A 21,468-nucleotide genomic window follows, 5' to 3' on the forward strand; every position below is an offset into this window, starting at 1 on the left:
CCGCCCGACACCGACCCCCCGCACCCGCTCCCCACAACCACCACGTACCCACCCAACGCCCACCGCACCGCCCCGCTACCCCCCGCACCGCCCCCGCGCTGTCAGACCAGCCGCATACCCTTGGGCGGGCGTGAGGGCACGAGTAGGCCGGATTACGAACAGGCCGACCGACCCGAACAGGCCGACCGACCCGAACAGGCCGATCACGGCAGCCAGTCGCCAGGCAACGGCCCGGCAGTTCGCTACGCCGCGGCCCCTGCCGGCGCGTCCTTTCGTCCTTGCCTCACCACCAGCGACATCATCGCCGCCAGCGCGCACAGGCCGCCCGACGCCAGCCACACCATGTCGTACGAGCCCGTGACGTCACGGGCCACGCCGCCGAGCCAGGCGACGAGGGCGGCGCCGATCTGGTGGGAGGCGAGGACCCAGCCGAAGACGATGGCGCTGTCCTCGCCGAAGTGCTCGCGGCAGAGCGCGAGGGTGGGCGGGACGGTGGCGACCCAGTCGAGGCCGTAGAAGACGATGAAGAAGATCATCGGCGGGTGGATCGAGGGGCCGAGAAGCAGCGGCAGGAACATGAGGCTGAGGCCGCGGAGCCCGTAGTAGACGGCGAGCAGCCGGCGGGCGTCGTAGCGGTCGGTGAGCCAGCCGCTGGCGATGGTGCCGATGATGTCGAAGATGCCGACGAGCGCGAGGAGCGAGGCGGCGGCGGTCATGGCCATGCCGTGGTCGTGGGCGGAGGGCACGAAGTGGGTGCGGATGAGGCCGTTGGTGGACGCGCCGCAGATGGCGAACGCGCCGCAGAGGAGCCAGAACGTACCGCTGCGGGAGGCGTCGCGCAGGACGCGCAGGGCTCGGCCCGCCGCGCCGCGCTGGGGCGGGGGCTTGGGGACGAACTCGGCGGAGCCGTAGGGGGCGAGGCCGACGTCGGCGGGGTGGTCGCGGAGGAGGAGCCAGACGAAGGGGACGGCGGCGGCGGAGACGAGGGCGACGGTGACGGTCGCCGGCCGCCAGCCGTGGGTTTCCACGACCCAGGACAGCAGGGGCAGGAAGACGAGCTGGCCGGAGGCGGTGGCGGCGGTGAGGAGGCCGGTGACGAGGCCCTTGTGCTTGACGAACCAGCGGTTGGTGACGGTGGCGGAGAAGGCGAGGGCCATGGAGCCGGTGCCGAGGCCGATGAGCAGGCCCCAGTAGAGGATCAGTTGCCAGCTCGCGGTCATCCAGTGGCTGAGCAGGGCGCCGGTGGCGATCATCAGGAGCGCGACCGCGACCACGCGGCGTATGCCGAAACGGTCCATGAGGGCGGCGGCGAAGGGGGCGGTGACGCCGTACAACGTCAGGTTGACGGAGGCCGCGAGGCCGATGGTGCCGCGCGACCAGCCGAACTCGTCGTGCAGGGGGCCGATGAGCAGCCCGGGGAGCGCGACGAAGGAGGCGGCGGCCACGACGGTCACGAAGGTCACCGCCGCGACGAACCAGGCACGGTGCACACGCCACTTGGCGGGAGGCTTCACCGGCGCGGGAGCGGTGGGCTCGGTCCCGGTCCGGGGCTCGGTCTTGATCCGGGTCCCGGTCTCGGTTCGTGCGGAGGGCGTCGATGGCTGCGTCACCTGTCGAGGATGGCCCGGGGACCACGGCCGAACGAGTGGCCCGAGGGTCAAGGTGCGCAAGGATCGGGCCATGCCCTCCCGAGCCCGGCCCCCGGTGCCTCTGGCCCGGAGGCCGGGGTGTGTCAGGATTGGGCCATGGGAAGTGTGCAGCGGCCCGCAGTGGTGCAGGAGGCGGTCCCGGTGCCCGTGTTCCGGCATCCGGAGCGGCATCCCGTCGCCGTCTTCGTACGGCACGGGATGCTGCCCATCGAGCTGGGGATCGTGCACCGGCTCTTCGGGCGGGCCTGGAGTGCGGCGGGGGATCCGCTGTACGAGGTCGTGACCTGCACGGTCGCGCCGGGTGAGGTGCGTACGGACGCGGACGTGACGATCAACGTGCGGTACGGTCCTGAGGCGCTGGCCCAGGCCCGTACCGTGATCGTGCCCGCGTCGCACGAGGCAGACGAGGCGTATACGCGCGGACGGCTGCCCGCGGAGCTGGCGGGCGCGCTGGCGTACGTGCGGCCGGAGACGCGGCTGGCATCGATCTGCACCGGGGCGTTCGTCCTCGCCTCCGCCGGGCTGCTCGACGGGCGGCCGGCGACGACGCACTGGGCGTCGGGGGACCGGTTCCGGGCTCTGTTCCCGAAGGTGCGCTTCGACCCCGACGTACTGTACGTGGACGACGGCGACGTGCTGACGTCCGCGGGCGTGGCCTCCGGGGTCGACCTGTGCCTGCACATGATCCGGCGCGACCACGGCTCCGCCGTGGCCAACGAAGTGGCGCGGCGCACGGTCGTACCGCCGCACCGGGACGGCGGCCAGGCGCAGTTCGTGCGGCGTCCCGTGCCGGAGCCGGCGGCGTCGACGACGGCGAAGGCGCGGGCGTGGGCGCTGGCGCGGCTGCACGAGCCGCTGGCGCTGCGGGAGTTGGCGGCGTGCGAGTCGATGTCGGTGCGGACGTTCACGCGGCGCTTCCGGGACGAGGTGGGGATGAGCCCGGGGCAGTGGCTGACGGTGCAGCGGGTGGAGCGGGCACGGCAGTTGCTGGAGGACACGGACCTGCCGGTGGACCGGATCGCGACGGACGCGGGCTTCGGCACGGCGGCGTCGCTGCGGCAGCACATGCAGGCGGCGCTGGGCGTCTCACCGAGCGCGTACCGCCGCACCTTCCGCGCGGAGTCCGAGGGCGCCGTCGCCTGAGTCGGGGCGATCGCCTAGCGCCGGTCGGCCGGCTGCGTCCGAAGAGCGAGTGGAGCCCGGGGCAGGCCGCCCGGCGGGGACCGGGGGCGCCTGCGGCGGCGTCGCGGGATTGTCAGAGGGGCCGCCTACCCTGGGGTGGGGATGCAGGGGGATGCAGGGGGATGCAGGGGGATGCAGGGGGATGCGGGGGGATGGGGCGGCGTGTCGGGCGGCTGGTTGCGGTGGATGGTCAAGCCCGTTTCGCCCGCCGCCAGTTCCGGCCTCAGCGTCAGCTCCTCGTCGTAGTCCCCGCCCCGCTCCGGGCGGTACGGCAGCGGCGCGGTCGTCCACAGATCCCGCAGCCGTTCCGCGAGACCCGACGCCACCCGCGGGTACTCCTCCCGCGTCAGCCGGTCCGCGCCGTAGACGACGAACGGCGGCAGCGGCGCCATCCCCGTGTAGAAGAACGTGCCGTGGTGCAGCGGCCACAGCACCTCGTCGACGTGCCCGTGGATGCCCCGCGGGCCGAAGCTCGCCTCGCGCGCGCCGACCGACGTGACCACCAGCGCGCGCCTGCCCGCCAGCCCTCCGTCCCCGTACCGCCGCGTCCTGCCCGCCGCGTCCTTCACCTTCGACGCCAGCCCCTGCACCAGCACCCGGTCGAACCACCCCTTGAGGATGGCCGGCGGCCCGAACCACCACAGCGGGAAGTGCACGACCAGCGCGTCCGCCCACGCCAGCTTCTCGTGCTCGGCAGCGATGTCGGGACTCACCCTCCCCGCGCGCCAGGCGTCCTCCTGGGCGTCGCCGACCAGGAGACGGTCCGCGTCGCCGCCCGCGTAGTCGCCGGCGTCGAGGACGGCCTTGAAGCCCATGGCGTACAGATCGCTCTGCCGGACCTCGTGCCCTGCGGCGCGCAGCGCGCGGATGCCGTCGTCGCGGAGTGCGGCGTTGAGGGAGCGGTGTTCCGGGTGGGCGAAGAGCCAGAGGACGTTCATGCTTCGAGCTTCGCGCCGCCACGGGCCGGGGACGAGAGCCGTATCGCCATCATTCGCAAGGATCGCGCCACAGGCTCGGGAGAGGGTCGAGTGGCGGCGCGCCCGTGCAACCCCGAGCCCTGCACGGCGAACCGCCACCCGGCATCGGCGGATGGGGACTTGCGCCGGATGCGCGACCCGCCTTCGCCAAGGGCGTCCGACCGGCCGGCAACCCTCGGCGTCCCCTCACGACGAATCGCTGCCCACAAGGGTGATCAGGCCCGTACGACTCGTCAACACCTGTTCCGCACCGGAGGTGTCACGTGCTGTTCGTGCCGGCGCGTGCGTGTTCGTGTGCGCCCGCGAAGAGCGCGCCGTCCGCGCCGTCTGCGCGCTCCCCCGGCGGCGGGGCGAAGGCGCAGGCGCGGTCGATCTCGCACCAAATGACCTTGCCGAATCCTTCCGCCTGCCAGCCCCAGCGGTCGGCGATGGCGTCGACCAGCTCCAGCCCCCGGCCGTGCGTCTCGTACTCGTACGCGCGCCGCTGCCGCGGCGGGGCGGCGCAGGTGTCGACGACCTCCACCCGGTACGGGCCGCAGTCCGCGGCCGACGCGGGGAGGGCGAGGCGGAGCTCGGCGGGGCGGTCGGTGTGCACGACGGCGTTGGTGACCAGCTCGGAGACGAGCATCACCAGCGACTCGGCGTACGGCTCGTCGGCCGTCACCCCGGTCCACGCCAGCCGCGCCCGCGTCCACCGCCTGGCCCGGCCGACCTCGACGGGGTCGGGCCACACCTTGAGCTGTACCTGCAGGGTCTGCACCGCTCACACCATCCTCGGGATCACGCTGCGTGATCTCTCTGCCGTCCAGGATGATTGACGTAGCGTCACAGCGACAAGCGCTTCGGGCATATCCCAGCGCGAAAGAGTGCGCGTGCGGCATACTGTGCGACGCTCGCGGCCGACGGTCGAACGCCGGTCCGGCGTCGACCACTCATGCTGCTGTGACCTTGCACGAGTCCGGCAATTCCGCACCGCCCCGGCCACCGATTCGCGGGCCGCGGGTCCGTGTCGCCGCATGACAACTCGCACCCGATGAAGGGTAGTGGAGTCGGGGCCGACTTCGTTGCGTAACGACAGAGTTCCCCCATGCGTGTTGGCGCTCTGCCCAGTTTCGGCACTCTCCGTAGTCGAATCGCCGGGTCTTCCCCTTGCGCCGACGTTCGCCCTCCGGCCGTTCCGCCCGCTCAGCGACGAGCTGTACGGGCCGGGGAAGGCGGACAGGAACGACAGCGAGCACGACAGCGCAGACAGGGGAGCACGATGACCCGGCCCACGGCCGAGCGGCCCCGCGGGGGCGCGCGGCAGGCCACGACGTACGACCGCGCGATGTTCCGCATCATGAACGACCCCGCCGCGCGCCCGGTGTTCGCCACCGCGGGGCGGCGCCGCGCCACCGCGGGGGGCGCGTGGCGCTCACAGGGGCGACCCTGGCGTGCCTCACCCTGCTGTACCGCCTCGACGACGCCTGGCTCATCGCGCCGTTGGCGGCCCTGCTGCCGCTGTGGATGATCGCCCCCGGTGTGCTGAACGGCGGCACGCGCGGCCTGCTGGAGCTGCGCACGCGGATGCTGGACGAGCGGCAGCTCGCCGACCGCGACCGCGCGGGGACCGTGGCGCACCGGGCGGCGACGGTGCTGCTGGCCGTGGCGGCGGGGATGTTCGTGCTCGCCGAGGCGGTGGGCGCGGACGGCCTGCCGGAGGTGCCGGCGGTATGGGTGCTGGTGTACGCGGTGGTGGTGGTGTGGCTGATGCCGCTGTGGGTCGCGGGGCTCCAGGCGCGCGGCGAGCCCGCGGAGGATGCCGGGTAGGACCACCTCCCCCGTCGGCTACGCCGACAGGGGTTCCGCCGTGCCGCTCGTCGCGTCGTCCACGTCCGCGTAGACCGCGAACAGCCGCCGTACGCCCAGCGCCGCCAGCACCCGGTTCACATGCGCCCCGCCGGACACCGCGGTCCCCGAGACGCCCCCGGACGCGCCCACCCCGCCGTCCGCCGGCAGGATCAGGCGGAACTCGCCGCCGCAGGAACTCAGCAAGCGGCGCGCGGCGATGAGCACGCCGACGCCACTGGAGTCGCAGAAGCGGACCGCGGAGAGGTCGAGGACGAGACGGCGGCGGCCCTCGGCGACGGCGTCGTGCACGCGCTGCCGCACCCGGGGCGAGGTGACCAGGTCCAGCTCACCGCAGACCCACAGGACGTACCAGTCGCCTCGGTTGTCGGTGGTCACCTGCAGCAAAGACACCCGGTCGCTGTCCTTCCGTCGCCTGTCAGCTTGTCGTGCCCGCTCGCCTGCCCGATTCGTTCATCCGCAATCTGCTGTGTTGCACGTGTCACCTGCTGTGCCCGCAGCACACAAGATGAAACACCGACCCTATGCGTAATCGCCCCACACGTCCCCCGCATTCCGGTCAGCACCGGATAACCGTTGGCAATTCGTTGCCTTCTGTTGCGCGCCATCCGGGACAGATAACGCGCCTGGGGCGTGCGCCCCCACTCTCCGGCGCTACATTCGTTGACACCGGTAACCAGGGGGCGGGCGACGGATGGGGAGCGCATGGTGCACGGCACCGGACCGCACGGCACCGGACAGGGCGCCGTACCGCCGCGCTGGAACCGCAAGATGCAGCAGCGGCTCGCGCGCGGCGAGGCCGCGGCGCTGAGCGAGCTGTACGACCGCTTCGCGCCCCTCGTCTACGGCCTCGCGCAGCGCGTGCTGGAGAACGAGGAGGAGGCGAACGGCGTGCTGGCCGAGGTGTTCTCGTACGTCTGGCAGCACCCGGACGCGTACGACCCGAAGCGCGGCCAACTGCGCTCCTTCCTGGCGGGTCTTGCACACAAGCACGCCGTACGGCGGCTGCGCTGGGCGGTGATCCAGGCGGGTGCGGCCGGGGAGATCGAGGACAGCGAGGAGCGCATCCGCGCCGTCTCCGCCGCCGCCCGCGCCGACTACATCGTCACGTCCATGCCGGAACCGCAGCGCGCCGCGCTGGAGTTGGCGTACTTCAAGCGCCGCGACTACCGCCAGACTGCCGAGGAACTCGGCGTCTCGCCCGACGAGGCCCGCCGCCGGCTGCGCCTCGGGCTGCAGATGCTCGCCACCGCGCACACCGAGGCCGGGCGGCCTTCATGATCACGGGCCCCTACGACCACGGCCGGCTGAAGTCCCTGCTCGGCGCGTGGGCGCTGGCGGCCTGCGCACCCGAGGAGACCGCCGCCGTCGAGGCGCACTTGACCGACTGCGCGCCCTGCGCGGACGAAGCGCTCCGGCTGCGGGATGCCGTACGCCTCCTGCACCCGCACGACAACCTCGACATGGATCCCGCGCTGCGCAGCCGGGTGCTGGAGCTGTGCCTGACGCGGCGGATGCCGGGGATCCCGATGCCGGGCTGGTCCGTCCCGTACGACGCCGAGGCGGCCCGGCTCGACGCGCTGCTGGCGGACATGAACGAAGCGGACTGGGGCGCTCCGGTCCAGCTCGCCTGGTACGACGACGACCGCCCCGCGGTCCGCGAGACGTCGGTGGCCGGTGTCATCGGCCATCTCCTGGCCGTGGACGGGCTGCTGGCGCTTGCGCTCGGCCTCCCCGACCCGCTCGCCGCGGACGCGCCCGCCGCCGGTACCCACCCGCGCACGGTCGCCTCCCCCGCCGAGCGCACCGAGGCGCTGTGGCGGGTGGCCGGCTCGTCGTACGCGGAACAGCAGTCGCTCGCCCGGGAGTTCCGGCGCAAGCACGCGAGCAAGATGCGCAGCGAGTGGCGGGACCAGACGTACACACTGATACGGACCGCGGGATTCGCCGGCAGCGGCGTCGCCGACGTGCAGGTCCCGTACGGCGGCGGGGCGGCGCTGCCGCTGCGCGACGCCTTCCTGGACCGGGCCTTCGAGTGCTGGATGCACGCCTGGGACATCGCGGAGGCCGTGGACTACCCGTACGTGCCGCCGACGCCCGAGCACATGCACCCCATGATCGACCTGGCGGCGCGGCTGCTGCCGCAGACGCTGGCCGACCGGCGCCGCTCGGGGCGCGCGGCGCCGCCGCGGACGCTGGTGGCCGCGGGGACGCCGGGGCGCACGCTGCACCTGGAGATCGAGGGCAAGGGCGGCGGGAACTGGTACCTCCCGCTGGACTCGCCGGCGGCGGTCGCGGGTCCTGAGCGGGCGGTGGCCCATGTGGCGCTGGAGGGCCTGGAGTTCTGCCGGCTGGCGGCGGGGCACGTGTCGCCCGCGGAGGCGGCGGTGGGGAGCGACGGGGAGCGCGAGGCGGTGGAGGACTTCCTGTACGCGACGGCATCGCTGTCGCGGCTGTAGCTGTCGCGGCAGGAGGGGACTACGCGAAGACCACCGTGCGCGTGCCGTTCAGCAGCACCCTGTGCTCGCTGTGCCACTTCACCGCCCGCGCCAGGGCCTGGCACTCCACGTCCCGGCCGACCGCCACCAACTGCTCCGGCGTCACCTCGTGCCCGACCCGCTCGACCTCCTGCTCGATGATCGGGCCCTCGTCCAGGTCCGCCGTCACGTAGTGCGCGGTGGCGCCGATCAGCTTCACCCCGCGCGCGTGCGCCTGGTGGTACGGCTTCGCGCCCTTGAAGCTCGGCAGGAAGGAGTGGTGGATGTTGATGATCCGCCCCTCCAACTGCTTGCACAGGTCGTCGGAGATCACCTGCATGTAGCGCGCGAGCACCACCAGCTCGACATCCTCGGCCCGGACCAGCTCCAGCAGCTTCTGCTCCGCCTCCGCCTTGGTGTCCTTGGTGACCGGCACGTGGTGGAAGGGGATGCCGTAGGAGCCCACCAGCTCCCCGAAGTCGGTGTGGTTGGAGACCACGGCCGCGATCTCCACCGGCAGCGCGCCGATGCGGGCGCGGAACAGCAGGTCGTTCAGGCAGTGCCCGAACTTGCTGACCATGAGCAGCACCCGCATCTTCGCGCCCTGCTCGTGGATCTGCCAGTCCATCGCCCACGACTCCGCCACTGCCGCGAAGCTGGCCCGCAGCTTGTCGACGTTCGCCTGCGGCTCGGCGGAGAAGTGCACCCGCATGAAGAACAGGCCGGTGGTGGGGTCGCCGTACTGCTGGCTGTCCTCGATGTTGCAGTCCGTCATGAAGAGATAACTGGAGACTGCATGCACGATGCCCTTTTTGTCCGGGCAGGACAGCGTCAGTACGTACTCGCTCATGGGCCTACGATCCCACACCCGTCAGGCGGCGCCCGTCATGATCGCCAGCACTTCGAGGGAGCGCGGCGGGGCGTCCGGGTCGTCACCGTCGTTCTCCGCGAGCCGCACGTGCGCCTCGCGCGCCGCGCGCACGGCCTCGGGCCACGCGTGGTTCTCCATGTACGCGGAGACCGGCGAGTCCGCGCCGACCTGGTGCATGATGCGCAGCACGCGGAGTACGGCGACGTCGACGAGCGCGGCCTCGCGGGAGTCGCGGAAGATCGTCCCGACGTACTTCTCCGCCGACCAGTTGTCCAGCCAGGTGTCCTCGACGAGGCGGTAGACGGCGTCGGTGACGTCCCCGTACCCCGCCGTCCCCGCCGCCCAGTACTCCCGCTGGAAATCCGGGTCGGAGAGCATGTGCAGCGCGGAGCGCACATTGGCGCGCCAGCGCCACCACGGCATGTCGTTGATGGGCATGGGCACCATGGTGGAGTAACGGCGGTCGCGGCGTGAAGCCCTTTCACCTACGGGACCGCCGGCGTCCTTCCCGGTGCCGTTCGCAGGGCTCACAGTTGCGTCGCCTGGCGCTGGGTGAGGCCGTACTTGTCGGCGATCGGGTTCCAGAGCCCGGCCGCCTCCTCCTTGGCGGCGGTGGCCTCGCCGCTGGCGCTGTTGCCCGCCGACAGGTGGTTCCCGCCGCCGCCGCATCCCTTGCCGCGCTTGGCGGCGTCGGCCCAGGCGGCGTAGTGGTCGTCGGCGGAGGCGCTGGCGTTCCAGGCGTCGGTGAGCGAGCGCGTCAGGTCCTCGTGCGAGGGGAGCTTGTCGACGCTCAGGTCCGAGAGCCGGGCGACGAGGTCGCGGCGCTGGCCCGCCGCGTCGCGCAGGTCCTTGGCGGCCTTGCCGAGCGCCTTGCACTCGCGGATGTTCGCGACCGAGCTGATCACGGCGTCGCGGCTGTCGTTGCTCTCGGCGAGCAGCGCGTCCAGCTCCTCGGCCTGCGCCTTGGCGGGGTCGTCCTTGACCGGCTTCTCACCGCCGTCGTCCTTCCCGCCGTCGTCCTCGCCGCCCGGGTCCTGGTCGGCGCTGGCGCTCGGGGTGGCGCCGCCGGCGGAGTCGCCGTCGCCGTCGCCGCTGCTGAGGAGCCAGCCCGCGGTGATGCCGACGGCGGCGCAGGCGGCGGTGCCGATGGCGATGGCGGCCCAGCGGGGGATGCCGCCGCGGCGGTCGTCGTCATCGTCGTAGTACGGGCCGCCGGGGCCGCCGGGCCCGCCGTTGCCGTACGGGCCGGGGGGCGGACCCGCGGGGTGGGCGCCGGGCTGCTGGGCACCGTACGGGGGCTGGGGGCCGCCCGCGGGGGCGGCGCCGGGGCGGACCGGGGGGAGCCGCTGCGTGGCGCCGGGGTCGCCGCCGGGGCCGCCGGGGCCGTCGCGGAACAGGCCCTCGAACTGCGTGTGCACCGGTGCCGCGTGGCGGCGCGAGCGCGGGGAGTCCTCGTCGAAGGCCGGCGGCGCGAACGGCGGCCGGCCCGGGGGCTGCGCGGGCGGGGCGCCGGGCTGCGGGGGCGGCTCGGCGGCGGGCGGGTCGTAGGCGCCGGGCCGTGGGTCCTCGTACGGCCCCGGGAGTGAGGGGATGAGCTGGGTGGCGTCGGAGTCGTCCCCGGGTCTCTGCTGCGGTGCGGCGGCGATGGGGGGTATGAGCTGCGTCGCGGCCGCGTCGTCCGCGGCGCCCGGCGGCGGTCCGGTGGGAGGCTGCTGCGGGGGGCCGCCGTACAGCGGCTGGGGCGCGGCGCCGGGGTGGCCCGTGGCGGCGGCGGCCTCCGGGCCGCCGAGGGCGCCGGGGCCCGCGGGGGCGCCCGGCGCGCCCGCCGTCCCCGGGGAGGCCGGGAGCGGCCAGGGCTGCCCGCCGGCCGACGGGGCGCCAGGCGGCCGCGGGCGCTCCGGACGGTTGCCGAGGTGCCGTATCTGCTGCGTCGACTCGTCCTCGCTCTCGGCGGCTGCCGCGGCCGGGGACGGGTCCTGGGCCCACCACGGCTCGCCGCCCGGGGGCGGCCCGGCGCCGTCCGACGCGGGGGGCACCGCTCCCGCGCGCTCCTCGCTGCCGTGTCCGTCGTGGGTCAACGGGACTCCTCATGGGTACGGACTCTGACCGTCCGGACACTACCTGCTCGGTGCTGCGGTGAGCCAAGAGCCCAGCCCATGGCACCGGGCGGTGAACTCCCGCACCGCCGGCTCGGCCTCGTACGGCTCCAGGCTCCGCGCCAGCCGGGCCAGTTCGGCCGCCGCCCTGCCGGAGGCCAGCCCGTCGAGCAGCCGCAGTGCCCGCGCGCCCGTACGGCACGCCTGCGCGGGCTCCCGACGCCCGCACTGCGCCCGGGCCAGCGCGGCGAGCGCCAGGCAGCGCAGCCGCGCGGAGGACTCCGGGAGCCCGGCGAGCGCCTCCTCCGCGCACCGCTGCGCGGCCTCGTAGCGGCCGAGTTCGAGGAGGGCGCAGGCCAGTTCGTAGGCGAGGGCGGGGCGGCCGAAGCGCGCCAGCCAGGCGGGTTCGCGCCCGCGCGCCGGCTCGCGTGCGGGATCCCGCACGCCGGCCGCGCCCGTCGCTCCGGTCCCGCTCACGGCACCCGGCGCTCCGCTCGCCGCACCGGCGTCGCCCGCCGCGCCCGGCGCGCGGGTTCCGCCCGACTCCGCCTGCTCCATCGCGGCCCGCGCCCGTCCCGCCGCCTCCCGGAACGCCGCCTCGTCGCCCAGCCCCGCCGCGCCGCGCGCCTCGGCGGCGCTGAAGAGCGCCTCGGCGCGCGGCGGCACGCGGTCGCGGGTGCCCTCGCGGGCGGTACGGGCCAACTGCACCACCTCCCGGTGGTTGCCCAGCGACGCGGCCAGCCGGCTCATGCCGGCGGCCAGGACGTAGCCGCCGAAGGCGCGGTCGCCCGCGGCGTCGGCGAGGCGCAGGGCCTGGACGTAGTAGCGCTGGGCGACGCCCGGCAGGCCGGTGTCGGCGGCCATGCCGCCGGCCAGCTCGGTCATCCGGGCGGCGGCGGCGAGGAGTTCGCGGCCCAGCGCGTCCTCGTAGCGGCCGGCGAGCAGGCCGGAGACGACGGAGTTGAGGTAGTGCACCGTCACCGGCCGGTAGTGGCCGCTGCCGTACCGGCGGTCGAGGGTGGCGAGGGTGGCGGTGGTCTCCCGTACGGCGATCACGTCGGTACGGGTCACGGCCCTGCCCGAGGTACGGGCCAGCGGCGGGCCCGGCGCGCTGATCAGCCAGTCGCGGCTGGGCTCGACGAGCGCGGAGGCCACCGGGGTCGCGCGGGTCAGCACCTCGCGCCGGCCCACGTCGGCCCGCCACAGCTCGCAGACCTGCTCAATGGCGGCGGTGACGGTCGGGGCGTAGATGAGCCCCAGGGCGGTGCCGGAGTGCCGGGAGTCGGCCATGCCGACCTCGTCCAGGGTGACCGCGCGGCCGAGCTTGCGGCCCAGCGCCTCGGCGATCATCGCGGGCGCCTGCCCGCGGGGGCGCTGACCGCGCAGCCAGCGGGCCACGGAGGTCTTGTCGTAGCGCAGGTCGAGGCCGTGTTCGCGGCCGCACATGTTGACGCGGCGGGCCAGCCCCGCGTTGGAGCAGCCTGCCTCTTCGATCACCACCTGAAGTCGTACGTTCGGCGTGCGTGCCTCGATTGGCCTGGCGGCCATGGGTAGTCCTCCCTCAGGGGGCCGTGCGCGGCCGGTTCCTGGCAGAACCGACAGGACGATCATTTCCCGCGAAATAACCGGAAAACGCCATGCTCCCTCCCCGCGCATCCGTGCGCCCCGCTGCCGTAACGTTGCTTCGGGAGAACCCTCCGAGGGCCCGTAACCCCTGCTCACGGCCGGAGTTGAGCCGTCCGTGAAGGAGACCCCGGGAGCAGAGGCGACGCACGTACCCCGACAAGAGAACCCGCGCGAGCAGAGCGAAGAACTGCTGTCCGCAGCGCTGCAGTACGCGGAGGACCGGCACTGGGACGTCGTGCCGGGCACATGGATGGAGACCGACGACGGGGCCGGCGCACCGCGGTGCTCCTGCGGCGACACGGCGTGCCACGCGCCGGGCGCGCACCCCACGCGGCGCGACTGGAAGGCAGCCGCAACGGCCAGCGCCACCACCCTGCGCCGCATGTGGTCGAAGCACCCGCGGGCGGCCGTGCTGCTGCCCACCGGGCGGGCGTTCGACGTGGTGGACGTGGCGGAGAGCGCGGGCTGCCTGGCGCTGGCCCGGCTGGAGCGGGGGCGCACGGAGCTGGGCCCGGTGGCGGCGACGCCGGACCGGCGGATGTACTTCTTCGTCCTCCCGGGCGCCACCCCGAAGGTGATCGACGGCCTGCACGAGCTGGGTTACGCCTCGTCGGTGGCCCTTGACCTGGCGGTACGCGCCGAGGGCGACTGGGCGGCGGCCCCGCCGACGCGGTTCGCGACGAGCGGTCCCGTGCAGTGGATCCGGCGGCCGACGGTGTCGAACGCGTACCTGCCGGACGTGGCGGAGTTGATCAGCACGCTGGCGTACGCCTGCGGCCGCGAGCGCGTAGGAGCGCGGGGCGCGTAGTGCGCCGGGGCGAGGGGAGAGCAGGGGGCGCCAAAGCGGGGGCCGCGGTTCAGAGGGCTTCAGGCATCCCTCGCGGAGGCCGCACGGCCGACGACGGAGGCGGAACTCCCGGCGGCGCAAGCGCGGGGCAGCGCACGGCCGCGTACCGCAGCCCGCCGCCGCGGCCGGCCTGCCGACCGTACGCGCCGGGGCGAGAGAGAGCAGGGGGCGCCGGAGCGGAAGCGCCGGCCGGGCGGGCTTCCGTACCTCGTCCGCGCTCCTGACCGCCCTCGGTCCGCCGCGGGCGGCGGGCAGTCAGCTAGCCGCCCCCGCGGAGCCGGCCTGGGTGCGCCAGCCCGGGAGGAGTTCGTCCAGAAGGGCTTCCGTGCGGGGCGGCAGGCCGCGGGCGCCGTGGAGGGCCGCGGAGCGGTCCAGGAGGTCGGAGGCGGTCGCCTCCAGGCGGTGGGTCTCTCCGGTGGCGTGGACCGCGCGGAGGAGTTCGTTCCACAGGCGCTCGTCCGCCGGGGCGACGACCAGCGCCGCCTGCACCGCCGCCACCGCGCCGTCCGCCTGCCCCGACTCGCGGCGCAGCGCGGAAAGCGCCAGGCCCGCGTCGGCGACGAGCAGCGGGAGCTGGGCCTCCACGATCTCGTTCGCCAGCCAGCCGTACCGGCCCTGCGGCCGGTCCGCGAGCAGCGGGCCCGCGGCCAGCGCCAGCGCGTCGTTCAGCAGCCGCTCGCGCGTCTGCGGGCTCGACTGCCGCGTGGGGTCGGTCGCTTCGAGGTGCAGCGTGCGCAGCACGTCCCAGTCGGAGACGACCGACGTGGACAGCGCGAGGCGCCCGTCCGCGTCCGGCGCGAGCCGCGCCGCGCCCGAGGGGTCCCGGCCCAGCCAGGTGACCAGCCGCTCCACGAAGGCGTCGCGCACGTCGTCCGTCACACCACGCGGCCACAGCGCCGCCGCGAGCACCTGCGGGTGCACGCCCTCGCGGTGGAACAGCAGCAGCGCCAGCGCCTCCCGCAGCAGCGGGCTGCGCTCGCCGTCCGGCTCGGCCAGGCCCATGATCTCGTACGAACCGAGCAGCCGCGCGTACACCGCGGGCCGCCCCTGCTCCGACAGGTCCACGGTGAAGCCGACCTCGCCCGCCGCGCGCGTGACCGAGATCCCGCGCCCTTCCGTGCCGCTTGTCGCCGCCCCCTCGACCTCCACCTGCGAGAAGAGCTCGACCAGCGCCTCGTGCTGCTCCTGCGGCAGCCGCTGCGCGGCCAGCTCCAGGCCCAGCAGCGGGGCGCGCAGCCGGCCGTCGCGGGTGATCTCGAACTCCCAGGACGCGCCGGCCAGTTCCTCCTGGCCCGTACCGACGAGGTAGCCGATGCCCAGGCGCGAGGAGCCGCCCGCGAGGTGCGCGAGCCGGTCGGCCTCGGCGGCGGTGGGCTCGGTGGCGACGATGACGAGGTGCGGCGCCCACTGGGTCCGGCCCGCCTGCCCGGCGCGACCGGTGAGCACGCTGTCGTGGCCGGCGTTGCCCAGCGCGTTGGCGCGCTGCGCGGACTCGGCCTCCATGACCTCGATGAGCGCCGGCACGTCCTCCAGGTAGCGCACGCGCGTCGGCGCCAGCTCCGTCAGCCGCTCGCCGAAGCCGACGACGGTCACCGACATCCGGTCCGACCACCCGTTCGTGGCCAGCTCCGCGGCGATCGACGACAGCACCGCGAGCCGGTCCGCGGGCGCGCCCTTGACGGCGGCGATGCCGGGGACGGCCTCCAGGTTGAGCAGCAGCCGGGCTTCCTCGCGGGTGCCGAGGCTGGCGAGGCCCGGGTACGGGGCCGCCGCGTCGTCGGCCTCGTCGGGCTGCGGGTAGCTCTCGATGTCGGCGCGGTCGATGCGCCAGAACGTCTGGTCCTGCCCGGTACGCCACGGGGCGGGCGGCTCGCCGGCCACGCCCGCCAGTTGCAGGTACAGGTCGGCGTCGGTCAGCCAGGCCGCGTAGATCGTGGGCAGCGGGCGGGCGGCCTCGGTGAGCGAGGCGGACAGCCCGCGCAGCGCGCGGTCGAGGAACCGTACGCCGCCGGGGTCGGCGCCCACCAGCAGCGCGTCGCGGGCGAGCGCGGCGCGCCCGGTGGGCTCCGCGCCCGTACGGCCCGCGCCGCCGGACTGGAACGCCGCCTGCCACAGCGCCTGCCGGCGCCGCCGGCTCAGCGCGCCGAGCACGCCGGCGGCGAGCAGCGGCGCGGCGATGAGCACCTCGGGCAGACCGATGCCGCCGCCGTCGCTCTGCACCTCGGGGACCGCCTGGTCGCCGCGGTCCGAGCCGGCGTCGCCGCCGTCGCTCTCGCGGGTCGGGATCTGCTGGACCGACTGCTCGCCGCCGCGGTCGCCGGAGTCGCGGTCGACGGCGGGGGTGTCGGGCACGAGGCGCTCACCGCGGCCGGAGGTCGCCTGCCGGTCGTCGCCGCCCGGGCCGCGCTCGTCGAGGGTGGGGCTGGACTTGTCGTACTCGCTGATCTGCTCGGCCTCGGACTTGGACACCTCGTTGCGCTCGTCGGGCATCTCGACCAGGTCGCCGCCGTGCGCGTCGGCGGGCATCTCCATGATCCAGCCGGGGCGGATGAGGCTGGCCTGGCTGAGCTTGGAGCCGTCGGGCTGGATGCGGTCCTTGTTGAGCTGGTAGATCTCGCCGTAGCGGCGGCCGTCGCCGAGGTGCCGTTCCGCGATCTCCCAGAGCGAGTCGTGGTGGCGGCCCTCGGGCGGCTGGATGCGGTAGAACTTCGTGTCCCGCTCGGCCTGTTCGCGGGTGTCCTTCTGCACCTCGCCGCCGGTGCCCTGGCCGCGCGGGGTCTCGACGTCCACGGCGGGCCTGGCGGTGTCGACCTGCTGGCCCGGGGTCTGCTGGGCGGCGGCGACCGGCGGCGGCTTGTGCTGGTCGAGTTCCTGGCCGAGCTGGGAGAGTCCGGGCGCGAAGCTGGCGGCGCCGGCGGTGAGCAGCAGCACGGCGGCGACGAGCTGGCGGGCGAGCGCCTGGCTGGCGCCGGAGCCCGGCACCCGGCCGGGCATGCCCATCCCGGAGACGGCGGCCTTGGCCTCGACGAGCACGCAGGCGGCGAACTGGGCCCAGGCCAGCCAGACGACGACCGCGAAGACCTTCAGGAAGACGTCGGCGGTGATGTCCTCGTTGAGCATGCTGAGGGAGGGGGCGGAGTCGGGCAGCGGCCAGCCGATGAAGTAGGCGAGCGCGCCCGGCACGCCGACGACGAGGACGACGAGCGCGAGAAAGGCGAAGAACGCCCTGACGACGTCGCCGAAGGTCCTGCGCCGGATGCGTACCGGTACCGGAGTCCTGTTCGCGCTGCTGCGTGCCATCGCTGGTCCTGAGCCCTCCCGGTAAGCGCGGCGCGGACCGCAGCCCCCCTCGTGCGCGCGCTGCGCGCGCCGGCCGCTGGGCGGCGTCCCCGTACTTGCCCACCTGACGTTACCGAAGGCCGATTTGGGGGTCGAGCCCAGACAGGTGACTGCATCGTCACGACCTCGTCACCGCGGCCTTGCAGCGTACGGCACCGTGCCACCCTCGGCCGCCCGCGGTCCGCCCCCGAGCCTCCGTCCCGCCGCGGCCCGCGCACGGCGAGGCCGCCGGTGCCGCCCCGCGTGCGGCGGGGCGGCACCGGCGGCCTGCGGTACGGGCAGCGCGCCCGCGGGCGGTCAGCAGAACGGGATGTGGTCCACGTTCTTCACCCAGCGCGCGGCGATGAAGCCGTTGTGGGAGCCGATCTTGTACCAGAGGGAGTTGCCGAACACGTCCTGGCCCTCGACCTTGCAGTCGATCCAGACGATCTCACCGCGGGGGATGAACCCCTTCTCGTGCGAGGCGGTGGTGGGCTGCGAGCGGATCAGGACGCCGGGCTTGGCGATCACCACGCCGCGCTGCGAGGCCCTCCAGTCGTCTTCCCAGGTCTTCATGGCGGGCGCGTGGCCCGTCGTCGTGGTGGCCGCCACCGGGGCCGCGCCCAGCAGCCCCAGCGCCATGGCTCCCGTGGCGAGCGCGACGGCGGTCTTCTTTCTCTTCAGCACAGATGCCCCTTGACGGTCGATCGGAGTGAGGCGGTCGCCTCGGTCCGGTTTGTATGACTATCTGACCGATGTCTGGGGTTTAGCTCGCCGAAGAAGGCCCATTTCCCCCGATTGGCAGGACCGCCTCCCGCGTACGGCCCACATCCCCCGCGGGGGCACCGCCGCCGGCCGGGTGTCTCCCCCGCTCCGGACGGGCCCGCTCAGGGCTCGCCGACCTCGGTGCGGGGCTCGGCGCGGGCCCTGCCGGTGGCCTCCAGGGGGCCGCTGAGGGCCAGGCCCGTCAGCAGCGGGCGGTAACTGAGGACGATCTCGACCTCGACGTGGTCGGCCGCCGCGCTCGTACACGTCGCGGCCTCGACGTCGCCGTTGTGGACCGTCACGTGCGACATGAACTCCTGCACCCGGCTGTCGCAGTTCTCGAACCGGATCGGCGCCTCCAGGTCCGTCTGGCCCTCGTACAGCGCTTCCTTGTCCGTGTCCTGCGCCGCGTACCGCGCCGCCTGCTCCGCGATGTCCGCCGCGCGCTCGCGCTGCGAGATCGCCAGCCCGCCGTCGACCACGAACGCCGCCAGCGCCATGAACAGGAACGCGAAGATGATGACCGCTCCCGCGCCGGAACCCCGGTCGTCCAGCATCCGCACCCGCCCGGCCAGGCCCGCGCGCAGCCGCGCGGCCGCCACCCGCACCCGCGTCATGCCGCCCTCCGGTACGGGTCGAGCGGCGCGGACGACGAGCCCGTCATCCGCGGGTCGATGTCCAGGCCCAGCATCCCCAGGCCCTTCACCTCGCAGGTCACCTCCACGGTGATGATGTTGCTGGCGGCGCCCGGCTCCGGCGGGGAGAAGTCCCCCGACAGGTCCACGTCGACCGGGCCCGTGCACACGTCGCCCTCCAACTGCGACTCCGCCGCCCGCTGCGCGGCCCGCTGCGCCTCGCCCACGGTGCGCTGCAGGGAGGCGGCCCGTACCGCGTCGCGCGCCGCGCCGTCGACCCCGCCGCGGCCGTCGACCAACTGGCCGAAGGCGACGAGGACGAGGATGAACAGGAACATCACCGGGGCGAGGATCACCACCTCGATGGTCGTCACCCCCCGGTCGGACCCGAGGTCCCGGCGCTCCCCCGGCTCCCGGGCCCCCTGCTCCCCCCGGTCGCCGCGCGCCCTGCCCGCCGCGCTCACAGCCATGCGTCCCCGTCCCCTGTCGTCATCCCAGATCCGGTACGAACCGCTCGATCGGCCCCTCCGACTCCGCCCGCGCCGTGAGGTCGATGAACGGGAAGACGTTGACCACGCCGCCCTCCACCGCCACCCCGACCCGGTCGTCCGCGGCCTCGTACACCCGGATGTCCGGGCTGGTGAGCAGCTTCGGGCCGACCGTGTTCAGCCGCTCCCGCGCCGCCTGCTGGGCCAGGCCCTGCCAGCCGCCCGGGTTCGATTCGGCCGTCCTGCGCGCCTCGCGCGCCCCGTGCTGCGCGGTCGCCTGCGCGACGTGGTCCGCGAAGAAGTACAGCCCGAACTGCACGGTGGCGAAGATCATGAAGTACAGCACCGGGGTGAGCAGCACGAACTCGACTGCGGACATGCCGCGGTCGCCTCCGCTTGCGCCGTGCCGCCCGCTCCCCGGCCCCGTGTCACCGCCGCCGCCGTCGCCGCGGCAGGCGTCTAGCCTGCGCCGCAGCCACGCCGGTGCCTGTGCCGTTGTCGCCATGATCGTCAGCCCGCCCGTCAGCCCGCGGCTCAGCAGCCGTCTGCGCCGGCGTTGCTGATGCAGTCCTTGACGTCGTTCGCGCCGTCGGACAGCGCCTGGTTGATGATGACCGCGACCGCGCTGACGATCGCGACCACGATGGCGGAGATGATCACCCACTCCACGGCGGAGGCGCCGCGGTCCAGTTCGCCCGAGCGGGCGCGCTCCACGCGACCGCGCAGGAAGGTGACCAAAAAGTCGATGGCCGGGTGTCCGGTGCTGGTGAAGCGGTTCTTCATGACGTCGTTACGTCCTCTCTGCGTAGTGGGGGGATGACTCAGACCTGCAACACGCGGATGGCCGCGGGATAGACCAGGAAGACCAGGAACCCGGCGCACAGCAGTAGTTGTGCGACGAGCATGGACTGCGACTTCTCGCCTGCCGCCCCCTCGATTTCGGCAAGCTCGCGGTGCCTCATGGTCTCCGCCCTGGCCGCCAGCGACTCGCGCACCTTCGCGCCGTCGTCGGAGACCAGCGCCAGCGACGCCGACAGGTCCTTCAGCTCTTCGATCCCCAGCACGTCGCCGAGATTGCCCAGCGCCTGCCACTGGCTGGTGCCGGTGATGCGGGCGTCGGCAAGTGCGTTGCGCACCCTGCGCAGGGCCCAGCCGTCGCTGATGTCGGCCGCGGCCATCAGGGCCTCGGGCAGGCCGCGCCCGCCCGCGAGGTTCATCGCCACCAGGTCCAGGTACGCGCCGACCACGCGGCGCAGGTCCTTGCGCTTGTCGGCGGCGTCCCTGCGTACCTCCAGGTCGGGCAGGAGGAAGAAGAGCAGCGCGGCGACCAGCGCGAGCCAGACCGGGATGACGGGGTTCAGGCCGAAGCCGGCCACCGAGATCAGCGCGTACACGCCGGGGCCGAAGACCAGCCCCACCGCGGAGAGCAGCACCTTCGTGGCCAGGAAGCTCTCCCAGGAGCGGTCGAGCACCGCCAGGTCGGAGCGGAGCGAACGCTGCTCCCAGCCCTGCCGCAGATAGAACTCCGCGGCCCGCTCCCCGACCTGCGCGCGCAGGCCGCCGAAGCGCCCCTCCTCCTGCTGCTGCGGTGAGGAGGTCACCGTCCGGCCCGAGCCGCGGGCGCGCAGCGCGTCGACCCGGGCGACCGTCGCGACCGCGCCGCGGCGGCCGGGCGCGATGGCCCGTACGAGCAGGTAGATGCCCAGGCCCATCACCGCGCCGATGACGACGGAGTACGTCAGCGTGTCCGCACCCTGGAACTCCATCAGGAGACCTCCTCACGCGGCCGGACGAAGGCGACCTGCTGCGGCTGCTGCTTCGCGCCGGCCAGGAAGCGCTCCGGCGTCTCGATCGTCGACAGCTTGCGCAGCCACCAGAAGCCGGCCGCGAAGAGCCCGCAGACGCAGGCCAGGACCGCCTGGCCGACCGGCGAGCCGTACGGCTCGACGAAGCCTCGGTTGAAGACCGACAGGCCGAGCACGAACGCCACCGAGACGCTGACGACGATCTGCACGCTGCGCCGCGTCGAGGCGCGCTGCGCCATCACGCGCTGGCGCATGTCGACCTCCTCGCGCGCCGACTTCGCCAGCGCGCCCAGCACCTCGCGCAGACCGGGGCCGCGCAGCCGGGCGTTGAGGATCAGGGCGGCGATGATCAGGTCCGCGGAGGCGTCGTCGAGGTCGTCGGCGAGATGCTGAAGGGCGTCCGGCAGCGGCGTACGGGACCGCAACCGGTCGACCATCGCGTCCAGATGCGGCCGCAGCGCGGGCGCCGCGGCCCTGGCGGACGCCGGTATGGCCTGCTCCAGGCCGACGGCGCCGGCGATCGTGTCGCGCAGCGACTCCGTCCACTGGGCCAGCGCCTCGACCCGCTTCATCGCCGTCCGCTCGGCCGCCGCGCCGCCGAAGAGCTTGTCCCAGAACGCCACCAGCACGCCCGTCGCCAGACCGGCGACCGGCCAGCGGGTCAGCAGCAGCACGAGCAGCCCGGCGACCGCCGCGAGCGTCGCCCGCTGGCTGGCGAACCGGACCAGCTCCGCGGCCCGTTCGCCCTGCTGCTCCTTCTCGTGCTCCGGCTTCGCCGGCAGTCCGCGGAGCGCGACGATGAGCAGCGCGATGCCGCCGCCGATCACCGCGCCGGCGAGCAGCCCGTAGCCCATGGTGGCGGAGAAGATGGATCCGTTCATCTG

21 protein-coding genes are annotated in these 21,468 nt (G+C 74.2%); 5 read left to right on the forward strand and 16 right to left on the reverse strand.

The window, feature by feature from the left end; genetic code table 11:
* Positions 1-242 precede the first annotated feature (242 nt).
* Positions 243-1,514: an MFS transporter gene (locus tag FB457_RS23305; protein ID WP_145783253.1), complete on the reverse strand. Its 1,272-nt coding sequence runs from the start codon at positions 1,512-1,514 to the stop codon at positions 243-245.
* A 231-nt stretch (positions 1,515-1,745) separates the two neighbouring features.
* On the opposite strand from FB457_RS23305, the gene FB457_RS23310 reads away from it, so the two are divergent.
* Positions 1,746-2,792 carry a GlxA family transcriptional regulator gene (locus FB457_RS23310; RefSeq protein ID WP_164492533.1) on the forward strand — a complete coding sequence of 349 codons (1,047 nt, stop codon included), beginning with the start codon at positions 1,746-1,748 and terminating at the stop codon, positions 2,790-2,792.
* Between the two features lie 125 nt (positions 2,793-2,917).
* On the opposite strand, the gene FB457_RS23315 is transcribed toward FB457_RS23310, so the two are convergent.
* A complete protein-coding gene (locus FB457_RS23315; RefSeq protein ID WP_145783131.1) occupies positions 2,918-3,769 on the reverse strand; it encodes an NAD(P)H-dependent oxidoreductase in 852 nt (283 codons plus the stop codon).
* A 298-nt stretch (positions 3,770-4,067) separates the two neighbouring features.
* On the reverse strand, positions 4,068-4,568 hold the full coding sequence (locus tag FB457_RS23320; RefSeq protein ID WP_047016316.1) for an ATP-binding protein: 501 nt from the start codon (positions 4,566-4,568) through the stop codon (positions 4,068-4,070).
* Positions 4,569-5,215: 647 nt separating this feature from the next.
* On the opposite strand from FB457_RS23320, the gene FB457_RS23330 reads away from it, so the two are divergent.
* Positions 5,216-5,617, forward strand: a complete 402-nt coding sequence (locus FB457_RS23330) for a hypothetical protein (protein ID WP_486589114.1) — start codon at positions 5,216-5,218, stop codon at positions 5,615-5,617.
* An 18-nt stretch (positions 5,618-5,635) separates the two neighbouring features.
* Here FB457_RS23330 and FB457_RS23335 read toward each other — a convergent pair whose 3' ends face one another.
* The gene (locus FB457_RS23335; RefSeq protein WP_047016317.1) at positions 5,636-6,043 is read right to left on the reverse strand and encodes an STAS domain-containing protein; all 408 of its coding nucleotides are present in this window, start codon (positions 6,041-6,043) and stop codon (positions 5,636-5,638) included.
* A gap of 318 nt (positions 6,044-6,361) precedes the next feature.
* On the opposite strand from FB457_RS23335, the gene FB457_RS23340 reads away from it, so the two are divergent.
* Together FB457_RS23340 and FB457_RS23345 are read left to right on the forward strand one after the other, a co-directional pair.
* The gene (locus FB457_RS23340; RefSeq protein WP_145783133.1) at positions 6,362-6,937 is read left to right on the forward strand and encodes a sigma-70 family RNA polymerase sigma factor; all 576 of its coding nucleotides are present in this window, start codon (positions 6,362-6,364) and stop codon (positions 6,935-6,937) included.
* Complete coding sequence (locus tag FB457_RS23345) at positions 6,934-8,115, forward strand: zf-HC2 domain-containing protein (RefSeq protein ID WP_047016319.1); 1,182 nt, start codon at positions 6,934-6,936, stop codon at positions 8,113-8,115. The genes FB457_RS23340 and FB457_RS23345 overlap by 4 nt, the downstream gene beginning before the upstream one ends.
* Before the next feature lie 19 nt (positions 8,116-8,134).
* Here the strand turns inward: FB457_RS23345 and purU are convergent, their stop codons facing one another.
* From purU to FB457_RS23365, 4 genes are all read right to left on the reverse strand, one after another.
* Positions 8,135-8,983, reverse strand: a complete 849-nt coding sequence (purU, locus tag FB457_RS23350; protein WP_047016320.1) for a formyltetrahydrofolate deformylase — start codon at positions 8,981-8,983, stop codon at positions 8,135-8,137.
* A 21-nt stretch (positions 8,984-9,004) separates the two neighbouring features.
* Entirely contained in the window at positions 9,005-9,442 is a 438-nt protein-coding gene (locus FB457_RS23355; RefSeq protein ID WP_240662199.1) for an SCO4402 family protein, read from the reverse strand.
* An 89-nt stretch (positions 9,443-9,531) separates the two neighbouring features.
* Positions 9,532-11,082 (reverse strand): hypothetical protein, encoded by a 1,551-nt coding sequence (locus FB457_RS23360; RefSeq protein ID WP_145783135.1) that lies wholly within the window; start codon positions 11,080-11,082, stop codon positions 9,532-9,534.
* 39 nt (positions 11,083-11,121) lie between these two features.
* The gene (locus FB457_RS23365) at positions 11,122-12,648 is read right to left on the reverse strand and encodes an NsdA family TPR-like regulatory protein (protein WP_186462036.1); all 1,527 of its coding nucleotides are present in this window, start codon (positions 12,646-12,648) and stop codon (positions 11,122-11,124) included.
* Between the two features lie 193 nt (positions 12,649-12,841).
* Between FB457_RS23365 and FB457_RS23370 the strand changes: the two genes are divergently transcribed.
* Entirely contained in the window at positions 12,842-13,534 is a 693-nt protein-coding gene (locus FB457_RS23370; protein ID WP_145783137.1) for a bifunctional DNA primase/polymerase, read from the forward strand.
* Between the two features lie 294 nt (positions 13,535-13,828).
* Here FB457_RS23370 and FB457_RS23375 read toward each other — a convergent pair whose 3' ends face one another.
* The 8 genes from FB457_RS23375 to FB457_RS23410 all read right to left on the reverse strand — a co-directional run bounded on the left by FB457_RS23375 (position 13,829) and on the right by FB457_RS23410 (position 21,465).
* Positions 13,829-16,873: a BTAD domain-containing putative transcriptional regulator gene (locus tag FB457_RS23375; protein WP_145783139.1), complete on the reverse strand. Its 3,045-nt coding sequence runs from the start codon at positions 16,871-16,873 to the stop codon at positions 13,829-13,831.
* 336 nt (positions 16,874-17,209) lie between these two features.
* Positions 17,210-17,578 (reverse strand): SH3 domain-containing protein, encoded by a 369-nt coding sequence (locus FB457_RS23380; RefSeq protein WP_047016326.1) that lies wholly within the window; start codon positions 17,576-17,578, stop codon positions 17,210-17,212.
* Positions 17,579-17,778: 200 nt separating this feature from the next.
* A complete protein-coding gene (locus FB457_RS23385) occupies positions 17,779-18,273 on the reverse strand; it encodes a Tad domain-containing protein (protein WP_047016327.1) in 495 nt (164 codons plus the stop codon).
* Positions 18,270-18,665 carry a TadE family protein gene (locus FB457_RS23390; protein ID WP_047020013.1) on the reverse strand — a complete coding sequence of 132 codons (396 nt, stop codon included), beginning with the start codon at positions 18,663-18,665 and terminating at the stop codon, positions 18,270-18,272. The genes FB457_RS23385 and FB457_RS23390 overlap by 4 nt, the downstream gene beginning before the upstream one ends.
* Positions 18,666-18,780: 115 nt before the next feature.
* Positions 18,781-19,158: a TadE family protein gene (locus FB457_RS23395; RefSeq protein ID WP_047016328.1), complete on the reverse strand. Its 378-nt coding sequence runs from the start codon at positions 19,156-19,158 to the stop codon at positions 18,781-18,783.
* Positions 19,159-19,313: 155 nt separating this feature from the next.
* Positions 19,314-19,562 carry a hypothetical protein gene (locus FB457_RS23400; protein ID WP_027770593.1) on the reverse strand — a complete coding sequence of 83 codons (249 nt, stop codon included), beginning with the start codon at positions 19,560-19,562 and terminating at the stop codon, positions 19,314-19,316.
* A gap of 38 nt (positions 19,563-19,600) precedes the next feature.
* Positions 19,601-20,545 carry a type II secretion system F family protein gene (locus FB457_RS23405; protein WP_145783141.1) on the reverse strand — a complete coding sequence of 315 codons (945 nt, stop codon included), beginning with the start codon at positions 20,543-20,545 and terminating at the stop codon, positions 19,601-19,603.
* Positions 20,545-21,465, reverse strand: a complete 921-nt coding sequence (locus FB457_RS23410; RefSeq protein ID WP_047016330.1) for a type II secretion system F family protein — start codon at positions 21,463-21,465, stop codon at positions 20,545-20,547. Before FB457_RS23410 ends, FB457_RS23405 begins: the two co-directional genes overlap by 1 nt.
* Positions 21,466-21,468: the final 3 nt, after the last annotated feature.

This window comes from Streptomyces sp. CNZ287, assembly GCF_007827615.1.

Excerpts from the sequence above, each read along its gene's own strand:
- FB457_RS23310 (WP_164492533.1), top strand. The coding sequence starts at position 1,746 with ATGGGAAGTGTGCAGCGGCCCGCAGTGGTGCAGGAGGCGGTCCCGGTG.
- FB457_RS23315 (WP_145783131.1), bottom strand. The coding sequence starts at position 3,769 with ATGAACGTCCTCTGGCTCTTCGCCCACCCGGAACACCGCTCCCTCAAC.
- FB457_RS23340 (WP_145783133.1), top strand. The coding sequence starts at position 6,362 with ATGGTGCACGGCACCGGACCGCACGGCACCGGACAGGGCGCCGTACCG.
- FB457_RS23345 (WP_047016319.1), top strand. The coding sequence starts at position 6,934 with ATGATCACGGGCCCCTACGACCACGGCCGGCTGAAGTCCCTGCTCGGC.
- purU (WP_047016320.1), bottom strand. The coding sequence starts at position 8,983 with ATGAGCGAGTACGTACTGACGCTGTCCTGCCCGGACAAAAAGGGCATC.
- FB457_RS23355 (WP_240662199.1), bottom strand. The coding sequence starts at position 9,442 with ATGCCCATCAACGACATGCCGTGGTGGCGCTGGCGCGCCAATGTGCGC.
- FB457_RS23365 (WP_186462036.1), bottom strand. The coding sequence starts at position 12,648 with ATGGCCGCCAGGCCAATCGAGGCACGCACGCCGAACGTACGACTTCAG.
- FB457_RS23375 (WP_145783139.1), bottom strand. The coding sequence starts at position 16,873 with ATGGCACGCAGCAGCGCGAACAGGACTCCGGTACCGGTACGCATCCGG.
- FB457_RS23385 (WP_047016327.1), bottom strand. The coding sequence starts at position 18,273 with ATGACGCGGGTGCGGGTGGCGGCCGCGCGGCTGCGCGCGGGCCTGGCC.
- FB457_RS23395 (WP_047016328.1), bottom strand. The coding sequence starts at position 19,158 with ATGTCCGCAGTCGAGTTCGTGCTGCTCACCCCGGTGCTGTACTTCATG.
- FB457_RS23400 (WP_027770593.1), bottom strand. The coding sequence starts at position 19,562 with ATGAAGAACCGCTTCACCAGCACCGGACACCCGGCCATCGACTTTTTG.
- FB457_RS23405 (WP_145783141.1), bottom strand. The coding sequence starts at position 20,545 with ATGGAGTTCCAGGGTGCGGACACGCTGACGTACTCCGTCGTCATCGGC.
- FB457_RS23410 (WP_047016330.1), bottom strand. The coding sequence starts at position 21,465 with ATGAACGGATCCATCTTCTCCGCCACCATGGGCTACGGGCTGCTCGCC.